Here is a 26,860-nt window from a genome sequence, read left to right as displayed (position 1 = left end):
CCAAATTTGCCTTATTCTTCAGTTAATTTTTCAGACTGCGAGCCAATAAATGGAATTTTTGGAGCCAGAAAATAACCCGTTAAACTTGCAAAAAGTATCGGAACAAAGTATGTAAATCCAGTTAAAGTTCCCAAAATAATGGTTGTACTCATCGGAGTTCTCGTTACACATGCATTAATTGCGGCCATACAACTTACAATTGCTAATGTTGTATCAACTGTTGGAAATAAATTATGGATAATTAATCCCAACGTTGTTCCTACAAAGAAAAGCGGAATGATAAAACCACCTCTCCAACCTGAAGTTACAGTGATTGCAATGGCTAATATTTTAAAAATTAAGATTAAAATTAAAAAGTTTAATGCAAAATTTCCGTTAATAATCTGATTGATTTCATTATGCCCGAAATATCTCGTAATCGGAAAGTAGAAAGCGATAATTCCTAGAATAACTCCGCCTACAAATGTTTTAATATAAATTGGTAAATTTCTGTATTCAAAAACTTTCTTGAAAAATTTAACCACAAAAATAAAGATCCAGCCAAATAAAGTTCCAACAATTCCAAAAGCGGTTGCATAGGCAAAATCGTAAACTCCTGTGTAATGATACGCCTTCAAATCCCAAGTCGCTCCAATTCCCAAATGGATGATCAAAGCAAACATCAGATAACTGAAACAGCTCGCCACCAACGCAGGAATAATGGCTTTGTAATATTCAACAGCGTGTTTATGATGTAGAATTTCTAATGAAAAAAGACTTCCTCCAAGCGGAGCGCCAAACAGCGCCGTAAAACCGGATGCCATTCCTGCAATACTTAAAGAACGTAATTCTTCACCTTTCAATCTGAAAATTTTCCCGAGCCAAGTTCCTGTAGAGCCCGTCACCTGAACCAAAGGTGCTTCAGGACCTAAACTTCCACCCGATGCCACACAGAAAAGGGATGACAAAATCATGGAAGGATTATTTTTCGGTTCTAATTTTCCTTTATTAAATCTGATATTATTGACGATCAAATGAATTTCTCCCGGATCTCCGATAAAGTGAATAACTAAACCAGCTAATAATCCACAAATCGCCATTGTAGGAATCACCATCCAACCTTGAAATTCTGCTAAAAACTCAGTGAAATGCTCAAGCACAATCCAATATAATCCGGCAATAACTCCACCGACCAGACCTGTAAAAGCCCACATAAAAAAGGTTCGACTAAACACAAACGGATTAAATCTGATGGGTTGATCCAAAAGATCAAATGTTTTGATTAAGCGCCTTCTTCTATTGATTTTCATTTTAATTTATTTTTAGACATTAAAAGAATCTCATCATTTGTCTTTGCTGATTATTACAGCTTTTACAATAAGTATTTTATTTATTCAAATCTTAACACAATTGGCTGTGCAAAGTTTTGTACAATCGTTTTTTGATTATAAATCAAAGGTTTTTCCAAACCTCCAATTGCATACAGGAACAATGCACTGATGATACCGAATTCTGTATCAGATGCTCCTTTATACTTCACGTTTTTGAATTTCCCATCGATATCAATTACAAAATTCAAATTACAACGATAGGTTCCTCCGTCAAGATCTTCTATTAAATAAACAGGAAAATCAGCTGTTAAGCGTTTTTTCAACTCTCCAAGCTGTTGGAAATTTTCAACCTCAGCAATATTGATATAATTATTTTTCACTTGCTCAGGAGGTGTAATTCCTGTTTGAGGCACATTGTTTTCGGCCTGAATCCCGCTTGTTGTTTTAAATGAAATATTGGGATCTATCTTTCCAATCATCACCTCTTTGTCATAGATCTTTTGATACAGTTTTTTTAGATTGTCTAATTTTTCACCGTAAAAAAATCTATACTTTTGACCATATAAAACCTCATCTTTTTTGTAATCATACCGTCTAACACTATCAGAAAAACGTTTTTGTATATTTTTTACTTCAGTTAAAATATTTCCATTCATTAATGGTTTCTTCTCCTGTGCATTCATTTTCTGAACACTTACAGAAGATATCATAAGAACAATAAAAAATAATAAAAAGCGATGATTCATGGTTTTATTTTTCGGTAAACAATCTACACAAAATATAGCAGATCTACTTTTTTGATTAAATTCTATTCTTAGCAAAATAAACAATCAGCATTCCCCAACTTATGATCATTAATAAACCTCCAAGTGGTGTGATTGGTCCTAAAAATTTAAGGTTTGTCCCTAAATAATCCTGTAGACTCAAGAAATAAATACTGAACGAAAACAACATCGTTCCCGCAATCATTAAAATAGAAACCCACTTTTCTGATGATGTTTCAAACTTTAAAATGTATCCTACGATCAATAAAAAGAAGGCTGCATACATTTGATATCTTACTCCTGTTTCAAAACTTTCCAGTCTTTCCACAGATAAAATTTTCTTTAAAGCGTGCGCGCCGAACGCCCCTAAAATTACTGACAACATGCCGTAAACAGCACCAAAGACTAAAGTTATTGTTTTCATTTTTATAATTCTTCTAATTCTAGATTTAAATATTTTTTTGTTTTATGATCCTGCCAAGTTCCTATGATTTTATTGCCCTGTATATCTGCTTCTATCAAGCCTCTCAGCATCCATTGTCTGGCTTCTTCACTATAATAATCGCTTTCTACGAGCGAAATATGATTTCCTTGTATCTTCCCATTCCACTCGATCAGTTTTTTATTTTTATCGTACCAATACACGGCAGAAAAACCACCATCATCATAAAGCTTTTTGATTAAAACTGTAATAGGATATTTGCCATCAATCTTTCCTTTATATAGTTTATTGCTAAGACTTGTTTTATCGGTTTGCTCCGAACCTGACAACAAATTTTTCGCATAAGGGCTCCAATATTTATCCAGTTCTTTGTAAGGGAATTCAACAACGTGACTGTCCAGCTCATCCAATGCTCTCATTGCATGATTAGAACATCTTCCAGCAATAAATCTAATTTTATCCTTTCCGAAATAATACCCGATATCTTCTAAAGTAAATGCCGTAAAACATTCTTCATACATAGCAATCTGATCCAAAACCTCTTCTGAAGGATTTTTCTCTGATTTTAATTGTGAAAGAAAATCATTAACCTCTTTCTTTACCTGTTTCTGAATTAAATTTTCAACTGTTTTTATTGAATTGACTTGAAATAAATCTTTAGCATTAATAAAGTTTCCCGTTCTCAAATCAAAATTCTTCCAGATTAAAAAACTTTCAGGATAAGCTCCGGAAGCTTCACCGTCTAATGCAATACTTAAAATATTTTTAGGAGTTTCTAATTTCTCCCAACTGTAAAAATAAACATAATTGGAGTATGACGTTTTTCCCGCAGAAACCAGCTTAAAAGGATTTCCTTCTGCTCCCAGGATATATTCTAATTGATCAACCTGCAAAAAAGTATTGATTTTATTTTCGACTCTAGGGTTTTCAGAATAAGAAACCAACGGAAAAACAGAATCTTCAGTCTTCGGTTTTAAATCGTTTATTTTTACATTTTTCTGTTGTGAAAAACTTAAACCGGAAATAAGCAAAAAGAATAAAATTTTACTTCTCATTACTTAGATTTTAAGTAAAGGGTAATAAATCTGGCTACCAAAGTAGAAACCCCCAAAATAATAAACATAATGGCGAATTTCTTTGAACTTCTAAAACCCGGATTATTTGTTTTCTTTAAAAATATTCCGAATATGATAAACAGAATTGGTAAAGCAATTTGCAGCATTATTTGTTTCTTAATCTATTAAATTCGTTGATAACTTCGTGGTGCGTAACCGTTTTATCTTTAAAATATATCACAAAATGCTGCTTTTCTTCTTCCGTAGCTCCCATTTGATTTAGGATATTGAATAAATGCATTTTCATATGACCTTTTTGAATTCCTGTCGTCACCAAAGAACGTAACGCTCCAAAGTTTTGAGCCAAACCAGAAACCGCCAAAATACTCATCAATTCCTGGGCAGAAGGCTTACCAAGCAAAGCTAAAGAGAATTTTACCAAAGGATGAAGATTCGTTAAACCTCCCACAACTCCCACAGAAATTGGAAGATCAATCCAAAATCTGAAAATTCCGTTATCTGTTGTACAATGTGTCAACGATCTGTATTGTCCATCTCTTGCAGCATAGGCATGGGCACAAGCTTCGGTTGCTCTGAAATCATTTCCGGTCGCGATTACCACAGCATCTACTCCATTCATCACGCCTTTGTTATGAGTTGTTGCACGGAAAGGTTCAATTTCAGCAATTGTGACCGCCTGTTTGAATTTTCTTGCAAATTCTTCATTGGAAATTCCGCTGTCGTCTTTTAAGTCTTCAATTTTGCAAGAAACCTCAGCTCTTACGATACAATCCGGTGTAAAATTAGAAAGAATATTCATCACAATCTGTAATGTATTTTTCTCTTCCTGCGTGAAAGATTCGCTTGTTGCAACTTCTTGCTTCAACGTTTTCCCGAACTGTTCAAGACAAGAATTAATAAAATTCGCACCCATTGAATCTACCGTGTCAAAACTTGCTTTAAGCTGGTAATAATTGGGCATTTCAGCGGTTTTATCAACCAATTTTATATCTAAAATTCCTCCGCCGCGATTTCTCATGTTTGCCGTGATGTCGTTGGTAGCTTCAATCAGTTTTTTCTTTAAATTGAAGTTAAAAAAATTAAGCAGTTTATGAGATTCTACATTAAATATAAAGTGCGTATGCCCTAATTTTTCAGTATTGATGATTGTTGTTTTAAAACCACCTTTATCAATCCAAAATTTTGCAGCCTTTGAAGCCGCCGCCACCACAGAACTTTCTTCAACAGCCATCGGAAGAGCGAATAATTTTCCGTCGATTAAGAAATTGGGTGCAATTCCGTAAGGCATATAAAAATTGGAAATCGTATTTTCAGAAAACTCATCATGAAGCTTCTGAAGATCAGCATTTTCGTTCCAGTATTGTTTTAATATATTTTGATATTCTTCGTTTCCTTCAAGATATTCTGTGACAAGCCAGTCGATTTTCCCTTGCTTTGTTAATTTGGAAAAACCTTCTACGGGTTTATGGTTCATATGGGTAGATTTTTATTTCTTATTATATGGATGAGAAATCGCGAGTTTACGATTCAACGCATAAATTGATGACCGTAAATATACTAATTTTGTCTCTGTAATATGTTGATAACTTCCATGAAAAAAGATTGACATTTATCAATTTTGGAACTACATTTGAACAGAAAAATTAACTTTTAAACCACAAAAGTAACAAAAGCTTTTGCATCATAGAGAAATGCATGATTGTAAAAAAGTAAACATAAGATTCTTAAAAATCTTTGATTTTTTCTTCTGTGAACTTTTAATTTTCAAATTACTTAAACTTAAAATCTTTTGTGCCTTTTGTGGTAAAAATAAAATAAAAAATGAATTTTGACCGTCTGAAAGAAAAACTCGAAATCCTTGCTGATGCAGCGAAATATGATGTTTCGTGCTCATCCAGTGGAGGATCGAGAAAGAACAAGAAAGGCGCTTTGGGAGACAGTTCCGCAAGCGGAATTTGTCACACCTATACGGAAGACGGACGATGCGTCTCTCTTCTCAAAATTCTTTTGACCAATCACTGCATTTACGATTGTGCTTACTGTGTTTCCAGAAGTTCGAATGATATTAAAAGAGCCGGTTTTACAGTGGATGAAGTGGTAGATTTAACGATAAATTTTTACCGCAGAAATTATATTGAGGGGTTATTTTTAAGCTCAGGTATTTTCAAAAATGCCGACACGACGATGGAACGCTTGGTTCGTGTTGCGAAAAAATTACGTCTTGAAGAAAATTTTAACGGATATATTCATTTAAAGTCGATTCCCGGAGCGAGTGACGAATTGATGCAGGAAGCCGCTTTGTATGCCGACAGGTTATCTATTAATATTGAAATCCCCACAGAAAGCGGGTTGAAATTATTAGCTCCTGAAAAAAATCGACAGGATATGCTCAATCCTATGAAATATATTCAGAATGGGATTGCTCAATATAAAGATGAAAAGAAAATCTTCAGAAAAGTTCCGAAGTTTGCGCCTGCTGGACAATCTACTCAAATGATTGTTGGCGCGACAAATGAAAATGATTTACAAATCATCAAAGTTGCCGATCATTTTTACAAGAATTTTAATCTAAAAAGAGTTTATTATTCCGGTTATGTTCCTGTTTTAGAGGATAAAAGATTACCTTCTTTAACTACAGCAGTGCCGATGCTTAGGGAAAACCGTTTGTATCAATCGGATTGGCTGATGCGTTTTTATGGTTTTAAAGCAGAAGAAATTTTAGATCCGAATATGCCTTTTCTTGATTTGGAAGTTGATCCAAAATTGAGTTGGGCATTAAGACATTTGCATCAATTTCCTATTAATTTACAAACTGCAGATTATCAAATGATTTTAAGGATCCCAGGAATTGGTGTAAAAACGGCTCAGAAAATTGTGAGTGCAAGACGTTTTCAAGTTTTGACAATAGAACATTTGAAAAAATTGGGAGCAGCAGTGAATCGCGCCAAATATTTTATTGATTTTACTGCAGGAAATATTCATTTGAGACATTTGACTGATATTAATCTTAGAAAACTATTGATTGGGGGAAGTACCTCTAAATTTCAGAATCAGTTTTCGCAGCAGTTGACTTTGTTTTAAACTTTTTAAACACAATTAGCACAAATATTTTTCACAAATTTCACTAATAATTCTGTGACTTAAATACCAAATAAATTCACTCCAAAACTCCCAAACTCTATAATTCTCCAACTCAATAACTCTCCAACTCAACATGACCACCCTACTCTACGACGGCAGTTTCGACGGACTTTTCACAGCGATATTTGAAGTTTTTGAATATCGTTATAAAGATGTAGAAATTGTAAGCAGAGAAAGGTTTCATCAGGAAAATATTTTTGCGGAAATTCATGAAGTGATTACTCAAAATGAAAAAACAGAAAGGGTTTTAAATAAATTAGAAAAAAACATTGGCAAATCCGGGATTCATGAATTGTTGAAAGTTTATTTATCTGAGGATTCGGAGTTAGAACAACTTATTTTATCCGCTGTGAAACAATCGATTCAACATCCAACCGAAAACATTCTGCAAAATTATGCAGATAATGATATGTTGAAAATTTCTAAAATCTGCAAATCTGTCAGCCGAGAAAGACATAGAATGACCGCTTTTGTTCGTTTTGAAAAAATGCAGGATGATGTTTTTTTCGCCAAAATAGATCCTGATTTTAATGTACTTCCTTTAATTCGAAAACATTTTAAAAACCGTTATCAGGATCAAAAATGGATGATTTATGATCTGAGAAGAAACTATGGAATTCTCTACGATCTGGAAAACTGCGATTTCTTTTATCCTGACGAAAAATTAGACTTAAATAAATATCAACAGAAGTTTCATGATGAAGAAACCCAATATCAAACGCTTTGGCAAAGATATTTTACGAAGACTAATATTGTGGAAAGGAAAAATTTAAAGTTGCATATTCAGCATGTTCCGAGGAGGTATTGGAAGTATTTGACGGAGAAGAATTGATTTTTTATTTTAATAAATTATTTCGTTAATAATGCATATTTTTTTCTCCCACAGATTACACAAATTTGCACAGATGTTTGAAAATACTATTTTAATCAGCTAGCTTTCAGCTATTGCTCAATCGATTCACCTATTATCCAATCCTTTTTTAGTGAAAATATTTCATCTTAATATGGGTTTGATTTAATGCTCCGGAAACCAAAACTGTGAGATATATTTTTAAACCGACAAATTTTAGACATTTTTAATAATTTATATTCAAAAGTCTTATAAAGTTACTATGATAATCTGAACTTGTTTTTGTAGATTTGTGTTCGAAATTTTTTACTAGATGAAAGAGAGTGCTGTAAAAAAAATTGCAGTTCTTACTTCAGGAGGAGATTCTCCGGGTATGAATGCAGCATTAAGAGCGGTGGTAAGAACCGCAAACTATTATAATATAGAATGTTACGGAGTAAGAGAGGGCTATAACGGCCTTATCCACGACGAATTCCTGAAAATGGGACCTCGTTCCGTAAAAAATATAATCAACCAAGGCGGAACTATTTTGAAATCTGCCAGATCCAAGGAATTTAGAACCAAAGAAGGCCGTCAGAAAGCCTACGACAACTGTGTAAAACACGGTGTTGATGCATTGGTTTGTATCGGTGGGGACGGAACTTTCACAGGAGCAAAGATCTTTAATGAAGAATTCGGGATCAGAGTTCTTGGTGTGCCAGGAACTATCGATAATGATATTTTCGGGACTGATAACACGATTGGTTACGACACTGCTTTAAATACCGCAATGGAAGCAATCGATAAGATTCGTGATACCGCAACTTCTCACAATAGAGTTTTCTTTGTTGAGGTGATGGGTCGTGATGCCGGTTTTATTGCTTTGAACAGCGGATTGGCGACTGGTGCTTTGGATATTTTGATTCCTGAGAAAAAGGATAGTATGGATGAGCTTTTTGCTAATTTCAGAAAAGGGGAAAAAACAGGAAAAGCATCAAGCATCGTTGTAGTAGCGGAAGGTGAAAAATTAGCCAACATTTACGAATTAGCCGAAAAAACTAAATTGGAATTTCCTGATTATGACATTCGTGTTGCAATTTTAGGACATATCCAGAGAGGAGGTTCACCAAGTTGTGCAGACAGAGTTTTGGCAAGCAGACTGGGATATGGTGCTGTGGTAGGGTTAATGGAAGGACAAACAAACGTAATGGTAGGAATGCGTTCCAATGATATGGTATATACAGCCATTGAAGAAGCCATTAAAAAACATAACGAAATCAACAAAGATCTATTATTGATTTCAGAAATTTTAGCAATCTAATATTTTATAATTTAAAACAAACTATTATGTCAACAATTAAAGTAGGTATCAACGGGTTTGGTAGAATTGGACGTCTTGTTTTCAGAGCAATGACTGAAAGAGACAATATCGAAGTTGTAGGAATCAATGACCTTATCGATGCTACATACATGGCTTACATGTTAAAATATGATTCTGTACACGGAATTTTCCCGGGAGAGGTATCTGTAGAAGGTAACGATCTTGTGGTAAACGGTAAAAGAATCAGAGTAACTGCTGAGAGAGACCCAAACAACCTAAAGTGGAGCGAAATTGGTGCTGATTATATCGTAGAATCTACAGGTTTATTCTTGTCTAAAGATTCTGCTCAGGCTCACATCAATGCTGGTGCAAAAAAAGTAATCCTTTCTGCTCCTTCTAAAGATGATACTCCAATGTTCGTAATGGGTGTAAATCACACTGAACTTACAGACGATATCAAAATCTTATCAAATGCATCTTGTACGACTAACTGTTTAGCTCCTTTAGCTAAAGTTATCCACGATAACTTCGGGATCGTAGAAGGTTTGATGACAACTGTACACGCTACAACGGCAACTCAAAAAACTGTTGACGGTCCTTCTGCGAAAGACTGGAGAGGTGGTAGAGCTGCTCTAAACAATATTATTCCTTCTTCTACAGGTGCTGCTAAAGCGGTAGGAAAAGTAATCCCTTCATTGAACGGAAAATTAACAGGTATGTCTTTCAGAGTACCAACTGTAGACGTTTCTGTAGTAGATTTAACTGTAAGATTAGAAAAAGCTACTTCTTACGAAGAGATCTGTGCTGCTATCAAAGCTGCTTCTGAAGGTGAATTGAAAGGTATTCTTGGATACACTGAAGATGCTGTAGTTTCTCAGGACTTCATTGGAGACAAGAGAACTTCAATCTTCGACAAAGACGCTGGTATCATGCTTTCTCCTAACTTTGTAAAACTTGTTTCTTGGTATGACAACGAAATGGGGTATTCAAACAAGTTGGTTGATATGCTTGTACACGCTGCTTCTTTATAATTAGAAATAATTAATTAGCAATATATAAAGTCTTCCAAATTGGGAGGCTTTTTTTGTTTAAATAATCAATCTAAAATAAAAAATACCTCTCAAAAAAAAGATTTGAGAGGTTTTTAGTTTATCCTTTTCAACAGCTAACGAAAATTTTAAACTTTATCATTAATATACTGTTCTCTGCAAACAGCATATTTCTTATTTTTTTATTGTTTGATTAAAATTTTTCTGAACTAAGAATAAGTCTAGAAAGATCAACTGTAAAGCTAAACAGTTTAAAGAAAGTTTTCACGGTTATTAACTACAACAAATATTAGAATTTTATCTCGATAAAAAAATCCCCCTTTTGAGGTATTTTTAAGAAAATTTTAACTATTTTTAAACAAAACTCAATCATGCAGGACTCGGAAAAGAAACACCCTTTAATTGAAATATGGAAAACTTATCCAGGCGTAAGAAAAAGTAATAATAATATTCTAGATAGGCCACCGATAGAAAGGATCATTGGCGAAATGTTTGCTATCGGCCAGTTCTATTATTATGCCTTAAACCTTACCAACAGTACTCTTTCTCACCATCATGAAAATATTTTAAAACTTCATGGGTTAAAAAAATATCCGGAAAACCTTAAGGATGTTATTGATCTTACCCATCCTGATGATATTCCGTTTGTAATGAAAGCCGAGCAAACCGTTATTGAAAAAATGCTGGAAATCGGTCTGGATCACCAACTTTTCATAAAATCAAGCTATTGTTTCAGAATGAAAACTGCTAATGGAAGTTATGAATTATTCCATCATCAAGCCATTCCGACCTTGGAAGACGAAAACGGTCACATCATTCAATCTATAAACATCCACACCAATATTCATCATATCACAAAACAAAATCCCAATACTGTTTTGATTACCGGAATAAGTCCCAGAAGTGATTTTCATCAGATCAAAATTGATGATGAGGCTCTACCTCAGCATGCCTGCATGAATTTAACCAAAAGAGAAACCGAAGTTTTATCTTTTATTGCCAAAGGATATTCCGGAGTAGAAATATCCAAAATGCTGATTTTATCTGAACATACCGTACGAACGCACCGAAGAAATATTTTAGCTAAAACAAGTTCCAGAAACAGCAAAGAACTTGTGAAAAAGGCCTTCGAATGGGGACTTATTTAATGTCAATTATGAATTATGAATGATCAATTGTAAATTATTAATCTCATCAAAAATTCACCAGTGAAGCGATTCGACAATTAACCATTCGTACTTAAATCCTGATAAATCTCACCAAGGAATTTCGGCTTAAAACTTGTATTTTTATATTCAATGGAAAAAGCAATTTTACAACCTCGTTTCAAGTACTCTCAACATTTCAAAGACTTTTGGATAAAAGGCAACGGCAAACAACTTACTGATTTTTCCGGAGCAGAAGTGAGTTTCAGGGATTTTGAAAAATTTGCGCCTTATTTTTATCATGTCGATGAGATCGGGGATGAAGTTGTAAAAGATGTTTATCTGACTAAAAAATTCAGTGAAGGCTCAAAAGAAATTGAAGGCTACATCCGAAATGGAGTTTCAGAAAATGATGACGTTCCCGAAAGTGTAAAAAAATTGTTCTCACAAACCCAACACATTCCGGAATGGCTTGATTATAATTTGCTGAAAAGCGGTGCCGAACTTTGCATGAGAAGCAATCTCGATTCCTTAATTTCCTTGAGAGATTACTGCTTAATTGGAGGTTACGATTATGCTTATCTCAACAAACCTTTAATTGTAACCGAAGCTCTAAAGAAAGGAGCGGTAAAACGACTTTCCGAAACTTTGGATTTCTGGATAAATGCAACCCGATACAATGCTCTGGAAATCCATGCAAAAGGTTACGAATTTGCCATCAAAACAAGATTAATTCATTCTTACGCAAGACTTTCCATTAAAAAACATTACAAAGAATGGGATACCGAAAATTGGGGTGAACCGATCAATTCTTGGGATATGATGGCGACTTACATTGGTTTTAGTTTAGTTTTCCTTCACAGTCTTAAAAAACTAGGAAACACATTTTCCGTTGAAGAAGAAAAAGGACTTTTTCACCTTTGGAAATACGTTGGATATCTATTAGGCATCCCCGAAAATCTTTTACCGGACGATAAAAAACAGGCTACGGAATATTTTTATTTGTGGACTTCCGTTCAACCGTCAGCGGATAAAGACTCTGCCTTACTGGCTCATTCTCTTTTGAATGAATCTTTGGAAAATCCTATTCTGAAATTTGAGTTCCAACGAAAAAATTTACGTTATTTACACATTTGCTGTACATGGTTTTTATTGGATGATGATGTTTGTAGGAGATTACACATTCCGGATGTTTCCAACAGAAAATTATTTCCCAATACGAAAATTATCATTAATAAAATTTATGACAATTTGATTAATCGCAATACAAGAATTAATAGAGGCAACAAAGCTCAATTGAAAGTATTGGAAGACTATCTGAGGGTTACGAAAAACTCTAATTTTCATTAATTTTTTTCAGGAGCTATTTCCCGCTTTCCGTTGCAATCTTTTTTTTCAAAAAAGGATTTTCTCTTCAATCGGGGCTAGGGTATTTGTCACCATTAGGGCTATTTGCCTTTGTGATGAGTGTAGCAAGCCAGTGCTGAACCTGCTGAAATAAAGTAATCTAATTATCCAATAATGATACCCAAAATCTTTGTCATTCTGTAGGAATCTCAACAAAGAATTTACATAATAATTTCTACAAAATGAGTCTAGCTTCCTACAGAATGACAAACTTTGTGGTTAATTTAATAATATAAAAGAAAATTTAAGCAATAAAAATATTTTTAACTCTCGGCACTAAATAAACAACACGATTTTAATCCTGCATTTAATTAGTTCTGAACAATATAACCTATTAAATTTTATCATTTTTTAACTATAAAATCAATTCTAAGGAACAAATAATATTAGTTTTTGACGGTAAAATTCACTATTTTTGAGCAATTATTTTAACAACAGATGAGCAATATAGAAGATAAGAAAAAAGCATTAGCATTAGTGCTTGACAAGCTAGATAAAACATACGGAAAAGGAACTGTAATGACATTGGGCGACAGTACTATTGATACTACAATTGAAGTGATTCCTTCCGGTTCTTTAGGTATAGACATTGCATTAGGAGTTGGAGGATATCCTAGAGGAAGAATCATCGAGATCTACGGACCTGAATCTTCTGGTAAAACAACTTTAACCCTTCACGCGATCGCTGAAGCTCAAAAAGCAGGAGGTATTGCTGCATTTATTGATGCTGAGCATGCTTTCGACAGAGGTTATGCAGGAAAACTAGGAATCGATCTTGAAAACTTGATTATTTCTCAGCCAGACAATGGTGAACAGGCTTTGGAAATTGCCGACAACTTGATTCGTTCAGGAGCAATTGATATTGTAGTTATTGACTCAGTAGCCGCATTGACTCCAAAAGCAGAGATCGAAGGTGAAATGGGAGATTCTAAAATGGGTCTTCACGCAAGATTGATGTCTCAGGCATTAAGAAAATTAACTGCAACTATTTCAAGAACAAAATGTACGGTAATTTTCATCAACCAGTTGAGAGAAAAAATCGGTGTAATGTTCGGAAATCCTGAAACTACAACCGGTGGTAACGCATTGAAATTCTACGCTTCTGTAAGAGTAGATATCAGAAAAGCAAGTGCACCTATCAAAAACGGAGATGAAGCTGTTGGAAGTCGTGTAAAAGTGAAAATTGTGAAAAACAAAGTAGCTCCACCTTTCAAAATGGCAGAATTCGACATTATGTATGGTGAGGGCGTTTCTAAAACAGGAGAAATCCTTGATGCTGCAGTAGATATGGGAATTGTGAAGAAAAGCGGTTCTTGGTTCAGCTATGGCGAAACTAAATTGGGACAAGGTCGTGATGCTGTAAGAGATTTATTAAAAGACAATCCTGAACTTTCTGATGAATTGGAAAATAAGATTAAAGAAGAATTGAAAAATAAGGCTAATTAATTTTTTAGCTTTACAATATAATTAAAGACAGCCTTTTGGTTGTCTTTTTTTGTATAATTTTAAATAAAAACTCAAATGAAACTGAATATTTTTTCCAAAATACTATTTCTTTCGGTATTTATCATATTATTTTCATGTAAAAAAGAGAAACAAATTAATCCTGATTTTATAATCTATTCTGCTGATATGAAAAAAGATAAGATTGAATTCTTTTGGAAAAAGAATCAAAATCAACCTTTCAAAAGCATTAAGAATTTAAAAAATTATGTTAATACCAAAAATCAGTATTTAAAATTCGCCATGAATGGCGGAATGTTCATTCAAAACAATATTCCAAAAGGATTATACATAGAAAATTTTAAAAATTTACACCCAATCGATACTTTGAGTGGTCAAGGGAATTTCTATCTAAAACCAAACGGTATTTTCTACCTTACAAAATCTAATACATCTGCTGTTATTTCCACTGAAAATTTTAAAATAAATTCAGATATAAAATTTGCCACTCAATCCGGTCCAATGCTTATCATCAATGGAAAAATTAATCCTATTTTTCAAAAAAATTCTAAAAATTTAAATATAAGAAACGGCGTCGGAATATTGGAAAATAAAAATCCTGTTTTTATAATGTCTAAGAAAAAAATAAACTTTTACGACTTCGCTTCATTATTTAAAAATCTGGGATGTAAAAACGCATTATATCTTGATGGCTTTGTCTCAAGAGCATATTTACCTGAAGAAAACTGGATTCAGGAAGATGGAAATTTCGGAGTAATTATAGGTATTGCAACAGAAAAGTAGCTACATTTTATTTTTACAAAAAAATATAAAACAATGCCAATATGTCACTTTCTAGCGTGTGGTATTTTTTTTGTGAATAACAACACAAATCAAAACTAAATTATTATGACTAAAGGAAATATTAATGTGTCTGTGGAAAACATTTTCCCGCTTATCAAAAAATTTCTTTACAGTGATCACGAAATATTCCTGAGAGAATTAATCTCAAATGCAACGGATGCTACTTTAAAATTAAAGCATTTAACAAGCATTGGCGAAGCGAAAGTAGAGTACGGAAATCCGAAGCTTGAAGTGAAAATTGATGAAGAACAAAAAACACTTCGCATCATCGACCAAGGAATTGGGATGACTGCAGAAGAAGTTGAAAAATATATCAATCAAGTTGCTTTTTCGGGAGCTGAAGAGTTCTTGGAAAAATATAAAGACACTGCAAAAGATTCAGGAATTATTGGTCATTTCGGACTTGGATTTTATTCTGCGTTCATGGTGGCTGAAAAAGTGGAAATCTTAACTAAATCTTACAAAGATGAACCAGCAGTTCGTTGGATCTGCGACGGAAGCCCAGAATTCACTCTTGAAGAAACAACAGATAAAACAGATAGAGGAACTGAAATCATTCTTCATATTGCAGAAGATTCATTAGAATTTTTAGAAGAAGGAAAAATCCGTGAACTGTTATTAAAATATAACAAATTCATGCCTGTTCCTATTAAGTTCGGAACAAAAACGCATACGTTATCTTTACCTGAGGATGCTCCGGAAGATGCTGTTGCAGAAACTGAGGAAGTAGATAATATTATCAACAACCCAACACCGGCATGGACGGTTGCTCCAAGTGATTTGACGAGTGAAGATTACATGACATTCTATCACGAGTTGTACCCAATGCAGTTTGAGGAACCTTTATTCAATATTCACTTGAATGTAGATTATCCTTTCAACTTAACAGGGATTTTATTCTTCCCTAAATTGAGCAACAATTTAAACATCGAAAAAGATAAAATTCAATTATATCAAAATCAGGTATATGTAACAGATGAAGTAAAAGGTATCGTTCCAGATTTCTTGATGCTTCTTCGTGGTGTTATTGATTCTCCGGATATTCCATTGAACGTTTCCCGTTCTTACCTTCAGGCTGATGGTGCTGTAAAGAAAATTTCTTCTTACATCACTAAAAAAGTTGCCGACAAAATGGCTTCTTTAATTAACGAAAACCGTGCAGATTACGAACAAAAATGGAATGACATTAAAATCGTTATCGAATACGGAATTGTAACTGAAGAAAAATTTGCAGAAAAGGCAGACAAGTTCACGCTATATCCAACAACTGACGGAAAATATTTCCTTTGGAGCGAGTTAGAAGAAAAATTAAAGCCTACTCAAACAGATAAAGACGGTAATTTGATCATTCTTTATGCTTCTAATGCTGATGAGCAACACAGCTACATTCAGTCTGCGAAAGATAAAGGGTATGAAGTTCTTCTTTTAGATTCTCATATTATTCCTCACGTAATCCAAAAACTGGAAACTTCTAAGGAGAAAATCTCATTTGCAAGAGTAGATGCTGATCATGTAAATAATCTGATCAAAAAAGACGACCCTACTATTTCTAAATTAAATGATACTGAAAAAGAATCATTAAAAAAGAATGTTGAAGATGCGGTTCAAGATAAAAAATTCACAGTTCAGCTAGAAGATTTAGACAGCAATGATGCTCCCTTCACGATCACTCAGCCCGAGTTTATGAGAAGAATGAAAGATATGCAGGCAACTGGCGGCGGCGGAATGTTTGGAATGGGTAACCTTCCTGAAATGTATAACCTAGTCGTAAACTCTAACAGTGAATTTGCCAACCAGATCCTAAAAACTGAAAATTCAGAAGAAAAAGAAGGATTGGTAAAACATGCTTTAGATTTGGCCAAACTTTCTCAAAATTTATTGAAAGGAAAAGATCTTACAGACTTCATCCAAAGAAGTTATAAGCAACTAGAAAAATAGTTTAATTAATTATATTGTGGTTTCGGGGGTCGACTTTGTCGACCCCCGAAACTTTTTATATCCACCTCATTACTCATCACCTTTTTTAGCATTATTAAGTAATTTTAAAAATCTTACATTTGCAAAACACCAATTACAAATGTTTGAGATTACGATCCAAATGCTTCCTTTTCTGATGTTTTTTAGTTTGGGTATTGCACTTTTTCACACTGTTATTCTGACAGGATTGTTAGAGCTCAAGATCAAACCAACGTGGATCATGTTTATCATTGATCCTTTAATCATTGCTTTAGGATATTATTTCTTTCCTCACCAATCAGGATTTATATTTATCGGACTTTTCATTTCCGTTTTTTTATTAGCAATCATCACTATGATTACGAAAGGAATAGAAAGCATTTATGATTCTTTCAGAAAAGCAAGACAAGAGAAAAAGCCTGTCTGGAAAATTATTTTAGGTGGTTTTGGAATCCTTTTCGTTTATCTGGGATTCTTCTATTTTGGGATCTATTCCATTTTCATTATTTTATTTATCATCATTCTCAGTTCTATTTTACCCAGTAATAAAAATCGATTTTTCTTTTACCAAAGAAACCTTCCGACGTCTAAAATTAAAAGTGTTGCCATAGGTTTAGCCGAAATTTGTGGAAAGGCAAAAGCCATAGAACCTGTATTTTCATCTTACAGCACGACAAAATATGTCGGATATATTTATACGGTAGACGAAATTACCGAATCTAGAGATGATGACGGAAAAACAAGCAAATCTTATCGTGAAATTAAGCGACAAATAGGTTTCAACAATTTTTTACTGGAGGATGATTCCGGAAGTATTGAAGTTGTCCCCGACAAAATAGAATGGATAAGCTTCTGGCCAGCCACCGAAATAGAAGCCGGACCAACGGTATCGCGAATATATTTTAGATGAAAAAACGGAAATTCTGATGATCGGACAAGCATTTTACGGAGATGCAAAAACGATTTTCAGATATGATGAAACTAAAAAGCTTTTCGGAATGGCACCTTTACAATGGGTAAATTTTGCTAATAAATGGAGACCTTTAAAATTAAAAGCCGTAGCTACTCTATTATGCATTGCTCTTTTTTCAGCTTTTATTATATTGATTCCTGTAAAAGCCAGTGGAACTAAACTTATTTTCGAGTCGGTAAACTGGAAAGAAAATTTTTCTAAAAATCCTTTTGATTTCTTTAAATAAAACTAATAAACAATGCTCATACCTTTACTCATTTTTATCATTGTGATTGTTGCTGTTGTTTCATTTCTGGTAAAATCATACAACCAGATTGTAATCCTTAGAAACAACGTAGAAAAAGCATTCGCCAATATTGATGTTATGCTGAAACAACGCGCTGATGAAGTTCCTAATTTAGTTCGTGTTGTAAAAGCAACTGCACTGTACGAAAACACAACCCTGAAGGAGCTTGTTGCACTTCGAAGTCAATATCTGCAATCAGAAAATACGAACGATAAAATAAAAATTGCACAAGGCATTAACGGAGGAATCAAATCTCTTCTAATTTCTATCGAAAGTTATCCTGAAATAAAAGCATCACAATCTTACTTGGAACTCCAGAAAAGATTAAGTGATCTGGAAAATATGATCGCTGACCGTCGCGAGTATTTTAATGATTCAATCAATTTATACAATACAGGGATCCAAGTTTTTCCGGATGTATTGTTTGCAAAAATAATGAGTTATCAAAAAATGAAAATGCTGGAGTTTTCAGAGAAAGAAATAGAATATAACGGGGTTACACTTTAAATTTAAATAAAAATGGTCATAGATTTAGGCATTATAGGAGACTTCGTGAACTCCAGAAAATTTTGGGGCTCATTAGCCATTGGTTTCCCAGTTGTTACCATCGGACTTTTTGTTTTATATAGTATCGTTAGGAAAATTACGTTCTTAAAAAATATAGTGCAATATATTTTAATGACCTATGGATTATCGATTTTAGTATTTATGCCTGTCCTATTTTTCTCCGCATTTCTGGAAACCGAAAAGTTGAAACTCGCACTTATTTACCTTATTATCCTATTTTTCGTTTCAATATTTACGCTGCTTAACCAGCGGGAATGCATCAATTTTATGAAAGAAGTTTCAAAAATGAAAAATTTTAATGCTAATAAATCTTAAACTATGTGGTATACTTTAATTTTTACTGCCATTATTATCATTCTGATTGTCATCAAAAAGAAAAAAGCAGGAGCAAACATTTCAATAACCGGACTTATTTTACCCATGCTTGCAACCCTTGTTATTTCAGGGATGTTCTTTTTCTTAGCCGGAATTGTTGGTCAATCAGCCTACGCTTATTTCTTTGAGAAAAAATATGATGCGAAGGTGGTAAGATATGAATATACCGATGGAGATTCAGAATCAGATGCGGTACCTATTGCTATTGTAGAGTTTAAAAATGATAAAAATCAAACCATTCAAAAATCAATCGGCTACGGAGCAAGCCATCCAATTGAACTTGGAAAAACCATAAAAGTCTCTTATAAAGAAGGGGATAAATACATTAAAAACATGAGTTTCTGGGAGCAAAAATTGATTGTATCTCTTGTACTTATATTCTTTTTCATCTTCACGATCGCTATTGCCGGAATTACACTTTACGCTCTCAATCGAGACATTTCATTTATCTGGACAATTGTTATGGGCTTTATGATGTATATTGTTTTTCCAGGCGCTATGTTGTTTTTTATCATCGTGCTTTCATGGGTAATTTGGGAATATTTCCAAGGAAAAAGAGATGACATGCCCATTTGGGCTTTGGGAATTTGCAGTTTGTTTGTAACATTTCTTATTCCCGCTTTATTTGGATATTTTAAGATGCTTTTTGAAAAAGAAAATTTTAAGCAAAGCAGCAAAAAATCGAAGCTCATCAAAACAAGATTCATAAATCTCAGCAAGAAGAATCCAAAATAAATATTTCGATCTCATTTTTTTTATTTGAAAATTATCAAATAAGGGCGACCAAAAGCCACCCTCAATTTCTATAGTAATCAATTTTTATAAATTATCAATCGCCTTTAAAATCTCTTTAGGCTCATCTTTCAAGCCTTGAATATGATCTGATATGTTTTCAAGAAATTGTTTAGGTTCCGAAGCATTATCAAAAATTTCCTGTCCTTGAGAAAAAGGAATTGTTTTATCATTTTTGCTGTAGATAAATAGCTTAGGAAGCCCATTTGTAAATTTTATATCTTCTTTTGCCGAATAAACGTTTTGCAACATTTGGTTGATAAAATCTTTGTATTGCGGAGCATGAACCGCCGCGATATCTGCAAATGATGACATCCCACCATCTATAATCAATCCTGATATTTTATCTTTATTTTCTCTTGCCAAATGAGCCGCAATCTGAGAACCTAATGAAGCTCCGTAAATATATATTTTAGTGTTTTTGATCTCAGGTTTGCCTAGTAAAAAATCAAGTATTTTTTGTCCGTCTGCTGCTACGTTAACGTGAGTAGGTTTTCCTGTTGATTTTCCATACCCTCTAAAATCTATCATTACGACTTGAAAACCATTATCCACCAATGGCTTTGTAATATATTGATAGGTTGATACGTTTCCATTCGCACCGTGGAAAAACAAAATTGTCTTTTTTATATTATTGGTTTGAGGCTTTAAAACTACAGCCGTAATCGTATCATTTTCTACAGGAAACGCAATAAATTGTGGATTTGAAAATTCTAATGGCTTCATTTCTTTACTCGGCTGATAAAATTTATCATCCATTTGAGCTTTTGATAAGCAAATTGTAAGTAAGAAAAGTATGGTAGATAGCAGTTTTGTTTTCATGGTTTCATTTATTTTATGAGACAAAACTAAACCCTTCGAATAAGCCTTACCAAAAAAAGCGACTCAGCTGTATTTTTTATGTCCTGAACGGTAGAAATCCTATAATTCGTCCAAAGGATTCCAAAAAAGCTTCTTGAAATTTTTAATTCTGAAATTCTCCACCTCAATTCCTTCTGCTTCTAATCTGACTTGAAATTCCGGAACGGATAAAGTTCCTGAGCTCGAAATAACACGATGAGCCGGAACATCTTTCGGGCACCCTCCCATTGCTTTTCCGACATGACGGGAATGATTCGGGTAGCCGACTGCTTTTGCAATAGCTCCGTAGCTTGTTACTCTTCCTTTTGGAACGAGTTTGGTAATTTCCCAGACTTGTTGTTTGAATATTTCGTCCATTTTTTTTGTTTTTATTTTGAAACGATTACCTATTTTTAACGCAAAGATCGCAAAGTTTTTTTTGAAATGTTTGAAAATATTTTTCGTTCGCAAAGGCGTTTCACTCAGCTAAATCTGCTAAGTTATCTTGTTTTGCATCATTTTTGAACTCTACTTGTTTCAATGGTGTTTCTCATTAAAATATAAAGTTATGAAAAAATCATTTTTTAGACTCGTGAATAAAATCAATAAAGCCGTTTTACCGAAATTGAGTGATAAAGATCCGAGTATATTAACCAAAGTTCAGAAAGGGATTTTGGCTTATCGATATTTTGTGCTGACTAATTCTTTGGACTGACAGTTTTGCGTGAGGGATATGGAGGGTGCGACTGAAAGGAGCAGTGCAAAGCACCGAAACGAAGTGGAGCCCGGAGAAGCCCGACCCGAGATTGAGGCTTAGCGTTGGAGAGGGGCACGCCCTGATTTTTATAAATATTTTGACCACAGATTTTCACAAATTCACACAGATGTTTGTGTTCTAATTTTCTTTGTTAATTGTGTATATTTTTCTTTGATGCTATTTATTTAAACACAAATTTCACAAATAATTTTTCACAAATAAGCACAAACATCTGTGTGAATTTGTGAAAATCTGTGGTTAATAAAATAAAAAAACGTCCAACAAAATTGGACGTTTTATATAACTTCAAGCTTCAGACTTCCGTCCTCCTGCTTTATGAATTTTCTAAGATGTAAGAGAACATCAATGGTGCACAGATCGTTGCATCACTTTCAACGATATATTTCGGTGTTGTGATATCTAATTTACCCCAAGTAATTTTCTCATTCGGAACAGCTCCTGAATACGAACCGTAAGACGTCGTAGAATCAGAGATCTGACAGAAATAAGACCAGAACGGAATGTCATGCATTTCCATATCCTGATACAACATCGGAACTACACAGATTGGGAAATCTCCTGCGATACCTCCACCAATTTGGAAGAATCCTACCCCTTTTCCACCTGAGTTTTTAGTGTACCAATCTGCTAAATAAGCCATGTATTCGATCCCAGATTTCATTGTAGAAAACTGTAATTCTCCTTTGATACAGTAAGAAGTGAAGATGTTACCCATTGTAGAATCTTCCCATCCCGGAACTACAATTGGTAAATTTGCTTCTGCAGCGGCGATCATCCAAGAGTTTTCTCTAGGAATTTCGTAATACTGCTCCAACACTCCTGAAAGGATCATTTTATACATATATTCGTGCGGGAAATATCTTTCTCCTTTCGCTTCAGCATCTTTCCAGATCTCAACGATGTGTTTTTGCAATCTTCTGAAAGCCTCTTCTTCAGGAATACAAGTATCTGTAACTCTGTTCAATCCTCTTTCTAAAAGAGCCCACTCGTCCTGAGCCGTAAGATCTCTGTAATGCGGAACTCTTTCGTAGTGAGAATGTGCCACCAAATTCATTAGATCTTCTTCAAGATTCGCTCCGGTACAAGAGATAAAATCTACTTTTCCCTGACGGATCATTTCAGCAAGAATTTTCCCTAATTCAGCAGTTGACATTGCCCCCGCCAAAGTAATCATCATTTTTCCACCATCTTTAAGATGTGCAACATACCCTTTAGATGCGTCTACCAATGCAGCTGCATTGAAGTGCAGGTAATATTTCTCTATAAATTCAGTAATCGGTTTGCTCATTATTTTGATTTTTGCAAAGATAAAACTTAAAAACGGAATGTAGCGGCAGCACTTAAAGAAACTCTGTGTAAGCCTTCTTTTTGATCTTCTCCGAACTCAATTGTCTGTCCGTTGAACTTCATTTTATTCAGTGTTCCGGCTGTTAGTCCTACTTTTGGACCAATTAAAAAGTTCTTGGAAATTTGGTATTGATATGCAAAATTAAGCTCTGCCCCTAAATTAGAACCTGTTCCTTTTACATTTCCTGTTTTTGTTGAATATGAAATTACTCCTAATCCCATATCAACGTACATTTTATGTCTCGTTGCTTCGCTGAAGTTTGAGATCATCAAAGCAGGACCAAAGAAAGTGATATTGTCTTTAGTAGTAACGGACGCAGAAACAGGCATTCCGCTCATATCATATCCTAAAAGAAATCCATCGCTTGATGCACTGTAATTAGAAAATTTCAATCCAATTGCTACAATGTTTTTTAAATGATAATAGGCAGAAATATCGAAATTCACTCCGCTTTTTAGGCCATTAACATAATCTTTTTCCGCTTTAGTCAAACCAGGTGTTGTTTTTGCGGTTCTCCATGCATATCCTACAGAAGGAATAACTGAAATTTTCGGTTCATTTTGCTGGGCAAAAGAAAGTAGAGAAATTGAAAAAGCTCCTAAGGCTATTAGTTTTTTTAACATTATTTAAAATTTTGGGCAAAAATAATGTTTTTATTGATTATCCAAAATCAAAATTTGAACCGTCTGTTTTCTTTCTTTTCAGACATTTTCTTTTTGGTGTCTAATCTTTTTTCTTTTTTGGCTCGGGAAGGTTTTGTGGCGATTCTTGTTTTCGGAACAATTAAAGCTTTATTAACGATATCTATAATTTTTTCAATCGCTTTGTTTTTATTCATTAATTGTGTTCTGCTTTCAGAAACGGTTAAGAATAAAAGTCCTTCTAGATTTATTCTGTTTTTTAGTTTTTCCTGAATTAAATTTTTTTGTCTTTCATTAAAAAATTCAGATTCGTCCACTTTCCAAAGTACGGTAACAGCCGTTTCAACTTTATTGACGTTCTGTCCTCCTGCCCCACTGCTGCGGGAAGTTTTGAAATTGAGTTCTTTTGTGAAATCTTTCATTTTTAAGATCATTAAATTAAAGAGTAAAGATAAAAGACTTTACAATATGTTTTTTAATTCTGTCCTATTCACTTTTCCGTTCGGCGTTCTTGGAATTTCATTAATGAAAATGATCTCTTTTGGCTTGTGAAAATTTTTCTCAAATGGAATTTGGTGTATTTTTTCAAGTAAATCATTCGACTCTTCACCTTCAATCACTAATATCAATTTCTGCCCCAAACTTTCATCATTCAATCCTAAAAATACTACTTCATTTGAAATTTCTTTTTTAACTAAAGCTTCCAATTCTTCAGGAAAAATTTTTGCGCCACCGGAATTAATTACATTATCTATTCGCCCTAAAAACCTAAATTTATTTTCATCCTTAATCTCAACTAAGTCATTAGTTTCCAACACCTCAGCATTTACATTAGGCGCCCATATCCTCAAACACCCTCTTTCATCTTTCGTAACAGAAACATTTTCAAAGGCTGTAAAGTACTCCTCTGCCTGTGGAATCAATTGCTTCAGTGCAATATGAGACAGTGTTTCCGACATTCCATACGTTTCAAATATTTGAGTTTGAGAATTTGAAAGTTTGAGAGCCTGAAAAATTTTATCTTTCAGATTTTCGGAGATCGAAGCACCGCCAATAATTAGATTTTTAATTAAATGAAGCTTGTCTAATGAATTTTCAACCTGTAAAGGCGTCATTGCACAGAAATCTATTTCTTCTTCTAAATTTTCAAGCGGTTTTAAGGATGGATTGGCAACAATCAGCTTCATTTTTCTTTCAAAAGATCTAACCACCATCATTTTCCCAGAAATATATTCTACGGGAAGACACAATAATGCAGTGTCGTCTTCTTTTAAACCTAAAAAATTGCAGGTCATCACGGCAGAATTGAGCATCTTTTTTTTTTCAATTTCGAAAACTTTCGGAGTTCCTGTAGAACCTGAAGTCTGTACTTTCATTGTTTCAGAATCCGACAGCCAATCTTCTAAAAAAAAAGTCGCTTTCTTTTCAAATTCCGTCTGCGAATGTAAATTGTTAATTCTGAGATTATTGAAGTCTATCACCATATTTACCACCATAAAAAGTTATGTAAATTTAAAAAAAAGTTTAAAAAGTTCTTGCAAATAATGAAAAAAGCTGTAAATTTGCATCACCAAAATAAAACAGACCCATAGTGTAACGGTAGCACTCCGGTTTTTGGTACCGTCAGTTGGGGTTCGAATCCCTGTGGGTCTACAAACCATCCTTTTTAAGGGTGGTTTTTTTGTATATAATTTTCAAAAATTAATTCCGTTCAAAGACAATCACTTATACTTTTTTACATAAAAAAAATTGCATTTTTTCAATGAAGCTCTTGCCTATAAAGAAAAAAGCTGTAAATTTGCATCACCAAAATAAAACAGACCCATAGTGTAACGGTAGCACTCCGGTTTTTGGTACCGTCAGTTGGGGTTCGAATCCCTGTGGGTCTACAAACCATTCTTTTTTAAGGATGGTTTTTTTTATTTCTATAAAGCACAAAAAAGGACAGATGAATATCCGCCCTTTCAAAATATCTTTTAATGATAAAATACTATTATCCTTGTTTAGGCTTGTACAATTTATACATTACAAACAAAAAGGCTACCCATATCGGAATTAAGATTACCTGAATTTCCATTCCTGTAATACTCATTAATACCAAAATAGCCAATAAAAATAAAATGCAGATATAATTGGAGATTGGATAAAATATAGACGGAAATTTCGTTTTTTCTCCCGATGCTATTTTACTTCTTCTGAACTTTAAATGCGTGTAGCAAATCATCAACCAATTGATAATTAATGATGAAACCACCAAAGCCATTAAATACTCAAAAGCTTTTTCCGGAACTAATTTATTAATGATAATACAGATTCCTGCAAAACAAGAAGAAATAAGGATTGCGTTAATTGGTACGTGATTTTTATTTAATTTCTGTAAAAATTTTGGTGCATTTCCTTGTTGAGCCAATCCGAAAAGCATTCTGCTATTACTGTAAACACTGCTGTTGTAAACGGATAATGCTGCTGTCAATACAATTAAATTCAAAACATTAGCAATCAAAACATTGAATTGAATGACTTTTCCAAACATCGTAAATTCCAATCCATTCAAATTTTGAAAAACCATTACAAACGGACTTGAACCTTCTGTAATTTCTCTCCACGGACTCAAAGAAAATAGAATAATCAAAGCTCCAACATAGAAAATCAGAATCCTATAGATTACCTGATTAGTAGCTTTAGGGATTGTTTTTTCGGGACTTTTTGCTTCCGCAGCGGTAATTCCGATTAATTCTAATCCACCAAAAGAAAACATGATCATCGCCATTGCCGCAAAGAGCCCTGAATATCCATTTTCACTGTGATTGAATAATCCTTTTGGGAAAAAACCGCCGTCATTCCATAGATTAGAAACGCTTGCATTACTACCTCCTGTTCCACTTATCAACAAATAAATACCGAAAATAATCATGGCAATAATGGCTACTACTTTTATAATTGAAAACCAAAATTCTGTTTCACCATAAACTTTTACTGAAGCTAAGTTTAAAGCATTAATTAAGATAAAAAAGAATAAACTCGAAACCCAGAGAGGAATATCAGGCCACCAAAAATGAATGTAATGACCAATGGCAGTAAGTTCGGCCATACTTACGAGAATGTAAAGAATCCAATAATTCCAGCCAGAAGCAAATCCGGGAAATTTCCCCCAATACTTATACGCGAAATAACTGAAACTTCCTGAAACCGGTTCCTGAACAACCATTTCACCAAGTTGACGCATGATAAAAAAGGCAATAATCCCAGCCAAAGCATACCCTAAAATAACGGATGGACCCGCCAAAACTGCTGCAGGACCAATTCCAAGAAACAATCCTGTTCCGATGGCTCCACCAAGGGCAATTAATTGAATGTGTCGATTGGTTAACCCTCTGACAAGAGAACCTTTTTGTTCCTCTTTATTTTCATTGTTCATAGATCGAAAAAATATAGCTTAAATATATAAAAACTTTCGCTCTTGATTTTATTGGAGACTTTATAAAAGTTAATTGACTGGGTTAATAATTTTAA

The 26,860-nt window shown here is 33.9% G+C and carries 27 protein-coding genes and 2 tRNA genes; 17 read left to right on the top strand and 12 right to left on the bottom strand.

Annotated features, from left to right (window positions below; translation table 11 throughout):
• Positions 1-11: 11 nt before the first annotated feature.
• The 5 genes from A0O34_RS12700 to A0O34_RS12680 form a co-directional block, all read right to left on the bottom strand.
• On the bottom strand, positions 12-1,289 hold the full coding sequence (locus A0O34_RS12700; protein WP_066755157.1) for a chloride channel protein: 1,278 nt from the start codon (positions 1,287-1,289) through the stop codon (positions 12-14).
• An 80-nt stretch (positions 1,290-1,369) separates the two neighbouring features.
• Entirely contained in the window at positions 1,370-2,056 is a 687-nt protein-coding gene (locus tag A0O34_RS12695; protein WP_066755155.1) for a hypothetical protein, read from the bottom strand.
• A gap of 55 nt (positions 2,057-2,111) precedes the next feature.
• Positions 2,112-2,498 carry a DUF423 domain-containing protein gene (locus tag A0O34_RS12690; RefSeq protein ID WP_066755153.1) on the bottom strand — a complete coding sequence of 129 codons (387 nt, stop codon included), beginning with the start codon at positions 2,496-2,498 and terminating at the stop codon, positions 2,112-2,114.
• Positions 2,499-2,500: 2 nt separating this feature from the next.
• A complete protein-coding gene (locus tag A0O34_RS12685) occupies positions 2,501-3,571 on the bottom strand; it encodes a hypothetical protein (protein ID WP_066755151.1) in 1,071 nt (356 codons plus the stop codon).
• Positions 3,572-3,737: 166 nt separating this feature from the next.
• Positions 3,738-5,066 carry a hydroxymethylglutaryl-CoA reductase, degradative gene (locus tag A0O34_RS12680; RefSeq protein ID WP_066755149.1) on the bottom strand — a complete coding sequence of 443 codons (1,329 nt, stop codon included), beginning with the start codon at positions 5,064-5,066 and terminating at the stop codon, positions 3,738-3,740.
• Positions 5,067-5,413: 347 nt separating this feature from the next.
• On the opposite strand from A0O34_RS12680, the gene A0O34_RS12675 reads away from it, so the two are divergent.
• The 14 genes from A0O34_RS12675 (at position 5,414) to A0O34_RS12610 (ending at position 19,683) form a co-directional block, all read left to right on the top strand.
• Complete coding sequence (locus A0O34_RS12675; protein WP_066755147.1) at positions 5,414-6,673, top strand: putative DNA modification/repair radical SAM protein; 1,260 nt, start codon at positions 5,414-5,416, stop codon at positions 6,671-6,673.
• A gap of 133 nt (positions 6,674-6,806) precedes the next feature.
• Positions 6,807-7,565 carry a TIGR03915 family putative DNA repair protein gene (locus tag A0O34_RS12670; protein ID WP_066755145.1) on the top strand — a complete coding sequence of 253 codons (759 nt, stop codon included), beginning with the start codon at positions 6,807-6,809 and terminating at the stop codon, positions 7,563-7,565.
• A gap of 331 nt (positions 7,566-7,896) precedes the next feature.
• A complete protein-coding gene (gene pfkA, locus A0O34_RS12665) occupies positions 7,897-8,883 on the top strand; it encodes a 6-phosphofructokinase (RefSeq protein ID WP_066755143.1) in 987 nt (328 codons plus the stop codon).
• A 26-nt stretch (positions 8,884-8,909) separates the two neighbouring features.
• Positions 8,910-9,914: a type I glyceraldehyde-3-phosphate dehydrogenase gene (gene gap, locus A0O34_RS12660; protein ID WP_066755141.1), complete on the top strand. Its 1,005-nt coding sequence runs from the start codon at positions 8,910-8,912 to the stop codon at positions 9,912-9,914.
• Between the two features lie 389 nt (positions 9,915-10,303).
• Complete coding sequence (locus A0O34_RS12655; RefSeq protein ID WP_066755140.1) at positions 10,304-11,080, top strand: LuxR C-terminal-related transcriptional regulator; 777 nt, start codon at positions 10,304-10,306, stop codon at positions 11,078-11,080.
• A gap of 150 nt (positions 11,081-11,230) precedes the next feature.
• On the top strand, positions 11,231-12,427 hold the full coding sequence (locus A0O34_RS12650) for an oxygenase MpaB family protein (RefSeq protein WP_066755139.1): 1,197 nt from the start codon (positions 11,231-11,233) through the stop codon (positions 12,425-12,427).
• A gap of 495 nt (positions 12,428-12,922) precedes the next feature.
• Positions 12,923-13,930 carry a recombinase RecA gene (gene recA / locus A0O34_RS12645; RefSeq protein ID WP_066755138.1) on the top strand — a complete coding sequence of 336 codons (1,008 nt, stop codon included), beginning with the start codon at positions 12,923-12,925 and terminating at the stop codon, positions 13,928-13,930.
• A 75-nt stretch (positions 13,931-14,005) separates the two neighbouring features.
• Positions 14,006-14,731, top strand: a complete 726-nt coding sequence (locus tag A0O34_RS12640) for a phosphodiester glycosidase family protein (protein WP_066755137.1) — start codon at positions 14,006-14,008, stop codon at positions 14,729-14,731.
• 105 nt (positions 14,732-14,836) lie between these two features.
• Positions 14,837-16,729: a molecular chaperone HtpG gene (htpG, locus tag A0O34_RS12635; protein WP_066755131.1), complete on the top strand. Its 1,893-nt coding sequence runs from the start codon at positions 14,837-14,839 to the stop codon at positions 16,727-16,729.
• Positions 16,730-16,868: 139 nt separating this feature from the next.
• Entirely contained in the window at positions 16,869-17,657 is a 789-nt protein-coding gene (locus tag A0O34_RS12630) for a hypothetical protein (RefSeq protein ID WP_066755129.1), read from the top strand.
• Between the two features lie 16 nt (positions 17,658-17,673).
• Positions 17,674-17,946, top strand: coding sequence for a hypothetical protein (locus tag A0O34_RS12625; RefSeq protein ID WP_066755127.1), 273 nt, complete (start codon positions 17,674-17,676; stop codon positions 17,944-17,946).
• Between the two features lie 12 nt (positions 17,947-17,958).
• Positions 17,959-18,513 (top strand): LemA family protein, encoded by a 555-nt coding sequence (locus tag A0O34_RS12620; protein ID WP_066755125.1) that lies wholly within the window; start codon positions 17,959-17,961, stop codon positions 18,511-18,513.
• A 12-nt stretch (positions 18,514-18,525) separates the two neighbouring features.
• Positions 18,526-18,888 (top strand): hypothetical protein, encoded by a 363-nt coding sequence (locus A0O34_RS12615; RefSeq protein ID WP_066755123.1) that lies wholly within the window; start codon positions 18,526-18,528, stop codon positions 18,886-18,888.
• A 3-nt stretch (positions 18,889-18,891) separates the two neighbouring features.
• Positions 18,892-19,683 (top strand): hypothetical protein, encoded by a 792-nt coding sequence (locus A0O34_RS12610; protein WP_066755121.1) that lies wholly within the window; start codon positions 18,892-18,894, stop codon positions 19,681-19,683.
• An 84-nt stretch (positions 19,684-19,767) separates the two neighbouring features.
• Here A0O34_RS12610 and A0O34_RS12605 read toward each other — a convergent pair whose 3' ends face one another.
• Both A0O34_RS12605 and A0O34_RS12600 read right to left on the bottom strand, forming a co-directional pair.
• A complete protein-coding gene (locus A0O34_RS12605; protein ID WP_066755119.1) occupies positions 19,768-20,562 on the bottom strand; it encodes an alpha/beta hydrolase in 795 nt (264 codons plus the stop codon).
• A gap of 99 nt (positions 20,563-20,661) precedes the next feature.
• Complete coding sequence (locus A0O34_RS12600; RefSeq protein ID WP_066759687.1) at positions 20,662-20,958, bottom strand: MGMT family protein; 297 nt, start codon at positions 20,956-20,958, stop codon at positions 20,662-20,664.
• Between the two features lie 190 nt (positions 20,959-21,148).
• Between A0O34_RS12600 and A0O34_RS22515 the strand changes: the two genes are divergently transcribed.
• Positions 21,149-21,295 carry a hypothetical protein gene (locus A0O34_RS22515; RefSeq protein ID WP_169816838.1) on the top strand — a complete coding sequence of 49 codons (147 nt, stop codon included), beginning with the start codon at positions 21,149-21,151 and terminating at the stop codon, positions 21,293-21,295.
• A gap of 376 nt (positions 21,296-21,671) precedes the next feature.
• On the opposite strand, the gene A0O34_RS12595 is transcribed toward A0O34_RS22515, so the two are convergent.
• The 4 genes from A0O34_RS12595 to A0O34_RS12580 are packed head-to-tail and all read right to left on the bottom strand — an operon-like array spanning position 21,672 to position 24,831.
• Positions 21,672-22,646 (bottom strand): deoxyhypusine synthase family protein, encoded by a 975-nt coding sequence (locus A0O34_RS12595; RefSeq protein WP_054511710.1) that lies wholly within the window; start codon positions 22,644-22,646, stop codon positions 21,672-21,674.
• A 26-nt stretch (positions 22,647-22,672) separates the two neighbouring features.
• Positions 22,673-23,329 carry an acyloxyacyl hydrolase gene (locus A0O34_RS12590; protein ID WP_066755118.1) on the bottom strand — a complete coding sequence of 219 codons (657 nt, stop codon included), beginning with the start codon at positions 23,327-23,329 and terminating at the stop codon, positions 22,673-22,675.
• 47 nt (positions 23,330-23,376) lie between these two features.
• The gene (gene arfB / locus A0O34_RS12585; protein ID WP_066759685.1) at positions 23,377-23,769 is read right to left on the bottom strand and encodes an alternative ribosome rescue aminoacyl-tRNA hydrolase ArfB; all 393 of its coding nucleotides are present in this window, start codon (positions 23,767-23,769) and stop codon (positions 23,377-23,379) included.
• 39 nt (positions 23,770-23,808) lie between these two features.
• On the bottom strand, positions 23,809-24,831 hold the full coding sequence (locus A0O34_RS12580) for an AMP-binding protein (RefSeq protein ID WP_066759684.1): 1,023 nt from the start codon (positions 24,829-24,831) through the stop codon (positions 23,809-23,811).
• A 98-nt stretch (positions 24,832-24,929) separates the two neighbouring features.
• On the opposite strand from A0O34_RS12580, the gene A0O34_RS12575 reads away from it, so the two are divergent.
• Positions 24,930-25,000: transfer RNA gene (locus A0O34_RS12575), tRNA-Gln, on the top strand.
• A 165-nt stretch (positions 25,001-25,165) separates the two neighbouring features.
• Positions 25,166-25,236: transfer RNA gene (locus A0O34_RS12570), tRNA-Gln, on the top strand.
• Positions 25,237-25,340: 104 nt separating this feature from the next.
• Here A0O34_RS12570 and A0O34_RS12565 read toward each other — a convergent pair.
• Entirely contained in the window at positions 25,341-26,765 is a 1,425-nt protein-coding gene (locus A0O34_RS12565) for an amino acid permease (protein ID WP_066755117.1), read from the bottom strand.
• Between the last annotated feature and the right edge of the window lie 95 nt (positions 26,766-26,860).

It is taken from the genome of Chryseobacterium glaciei, assembly GCF_001648155.1.
GTDB lineage: Bacteria > Bacteroidota > Bacteroidia > Flavobacteriales > Weeksellaceae > Chryseobacterium > Chryseobacterium glaciei.
Note: the sequence above shows the minus strand (reverse complement) of the source record. Positions and strands in the feature narration are given on the sequence as shown.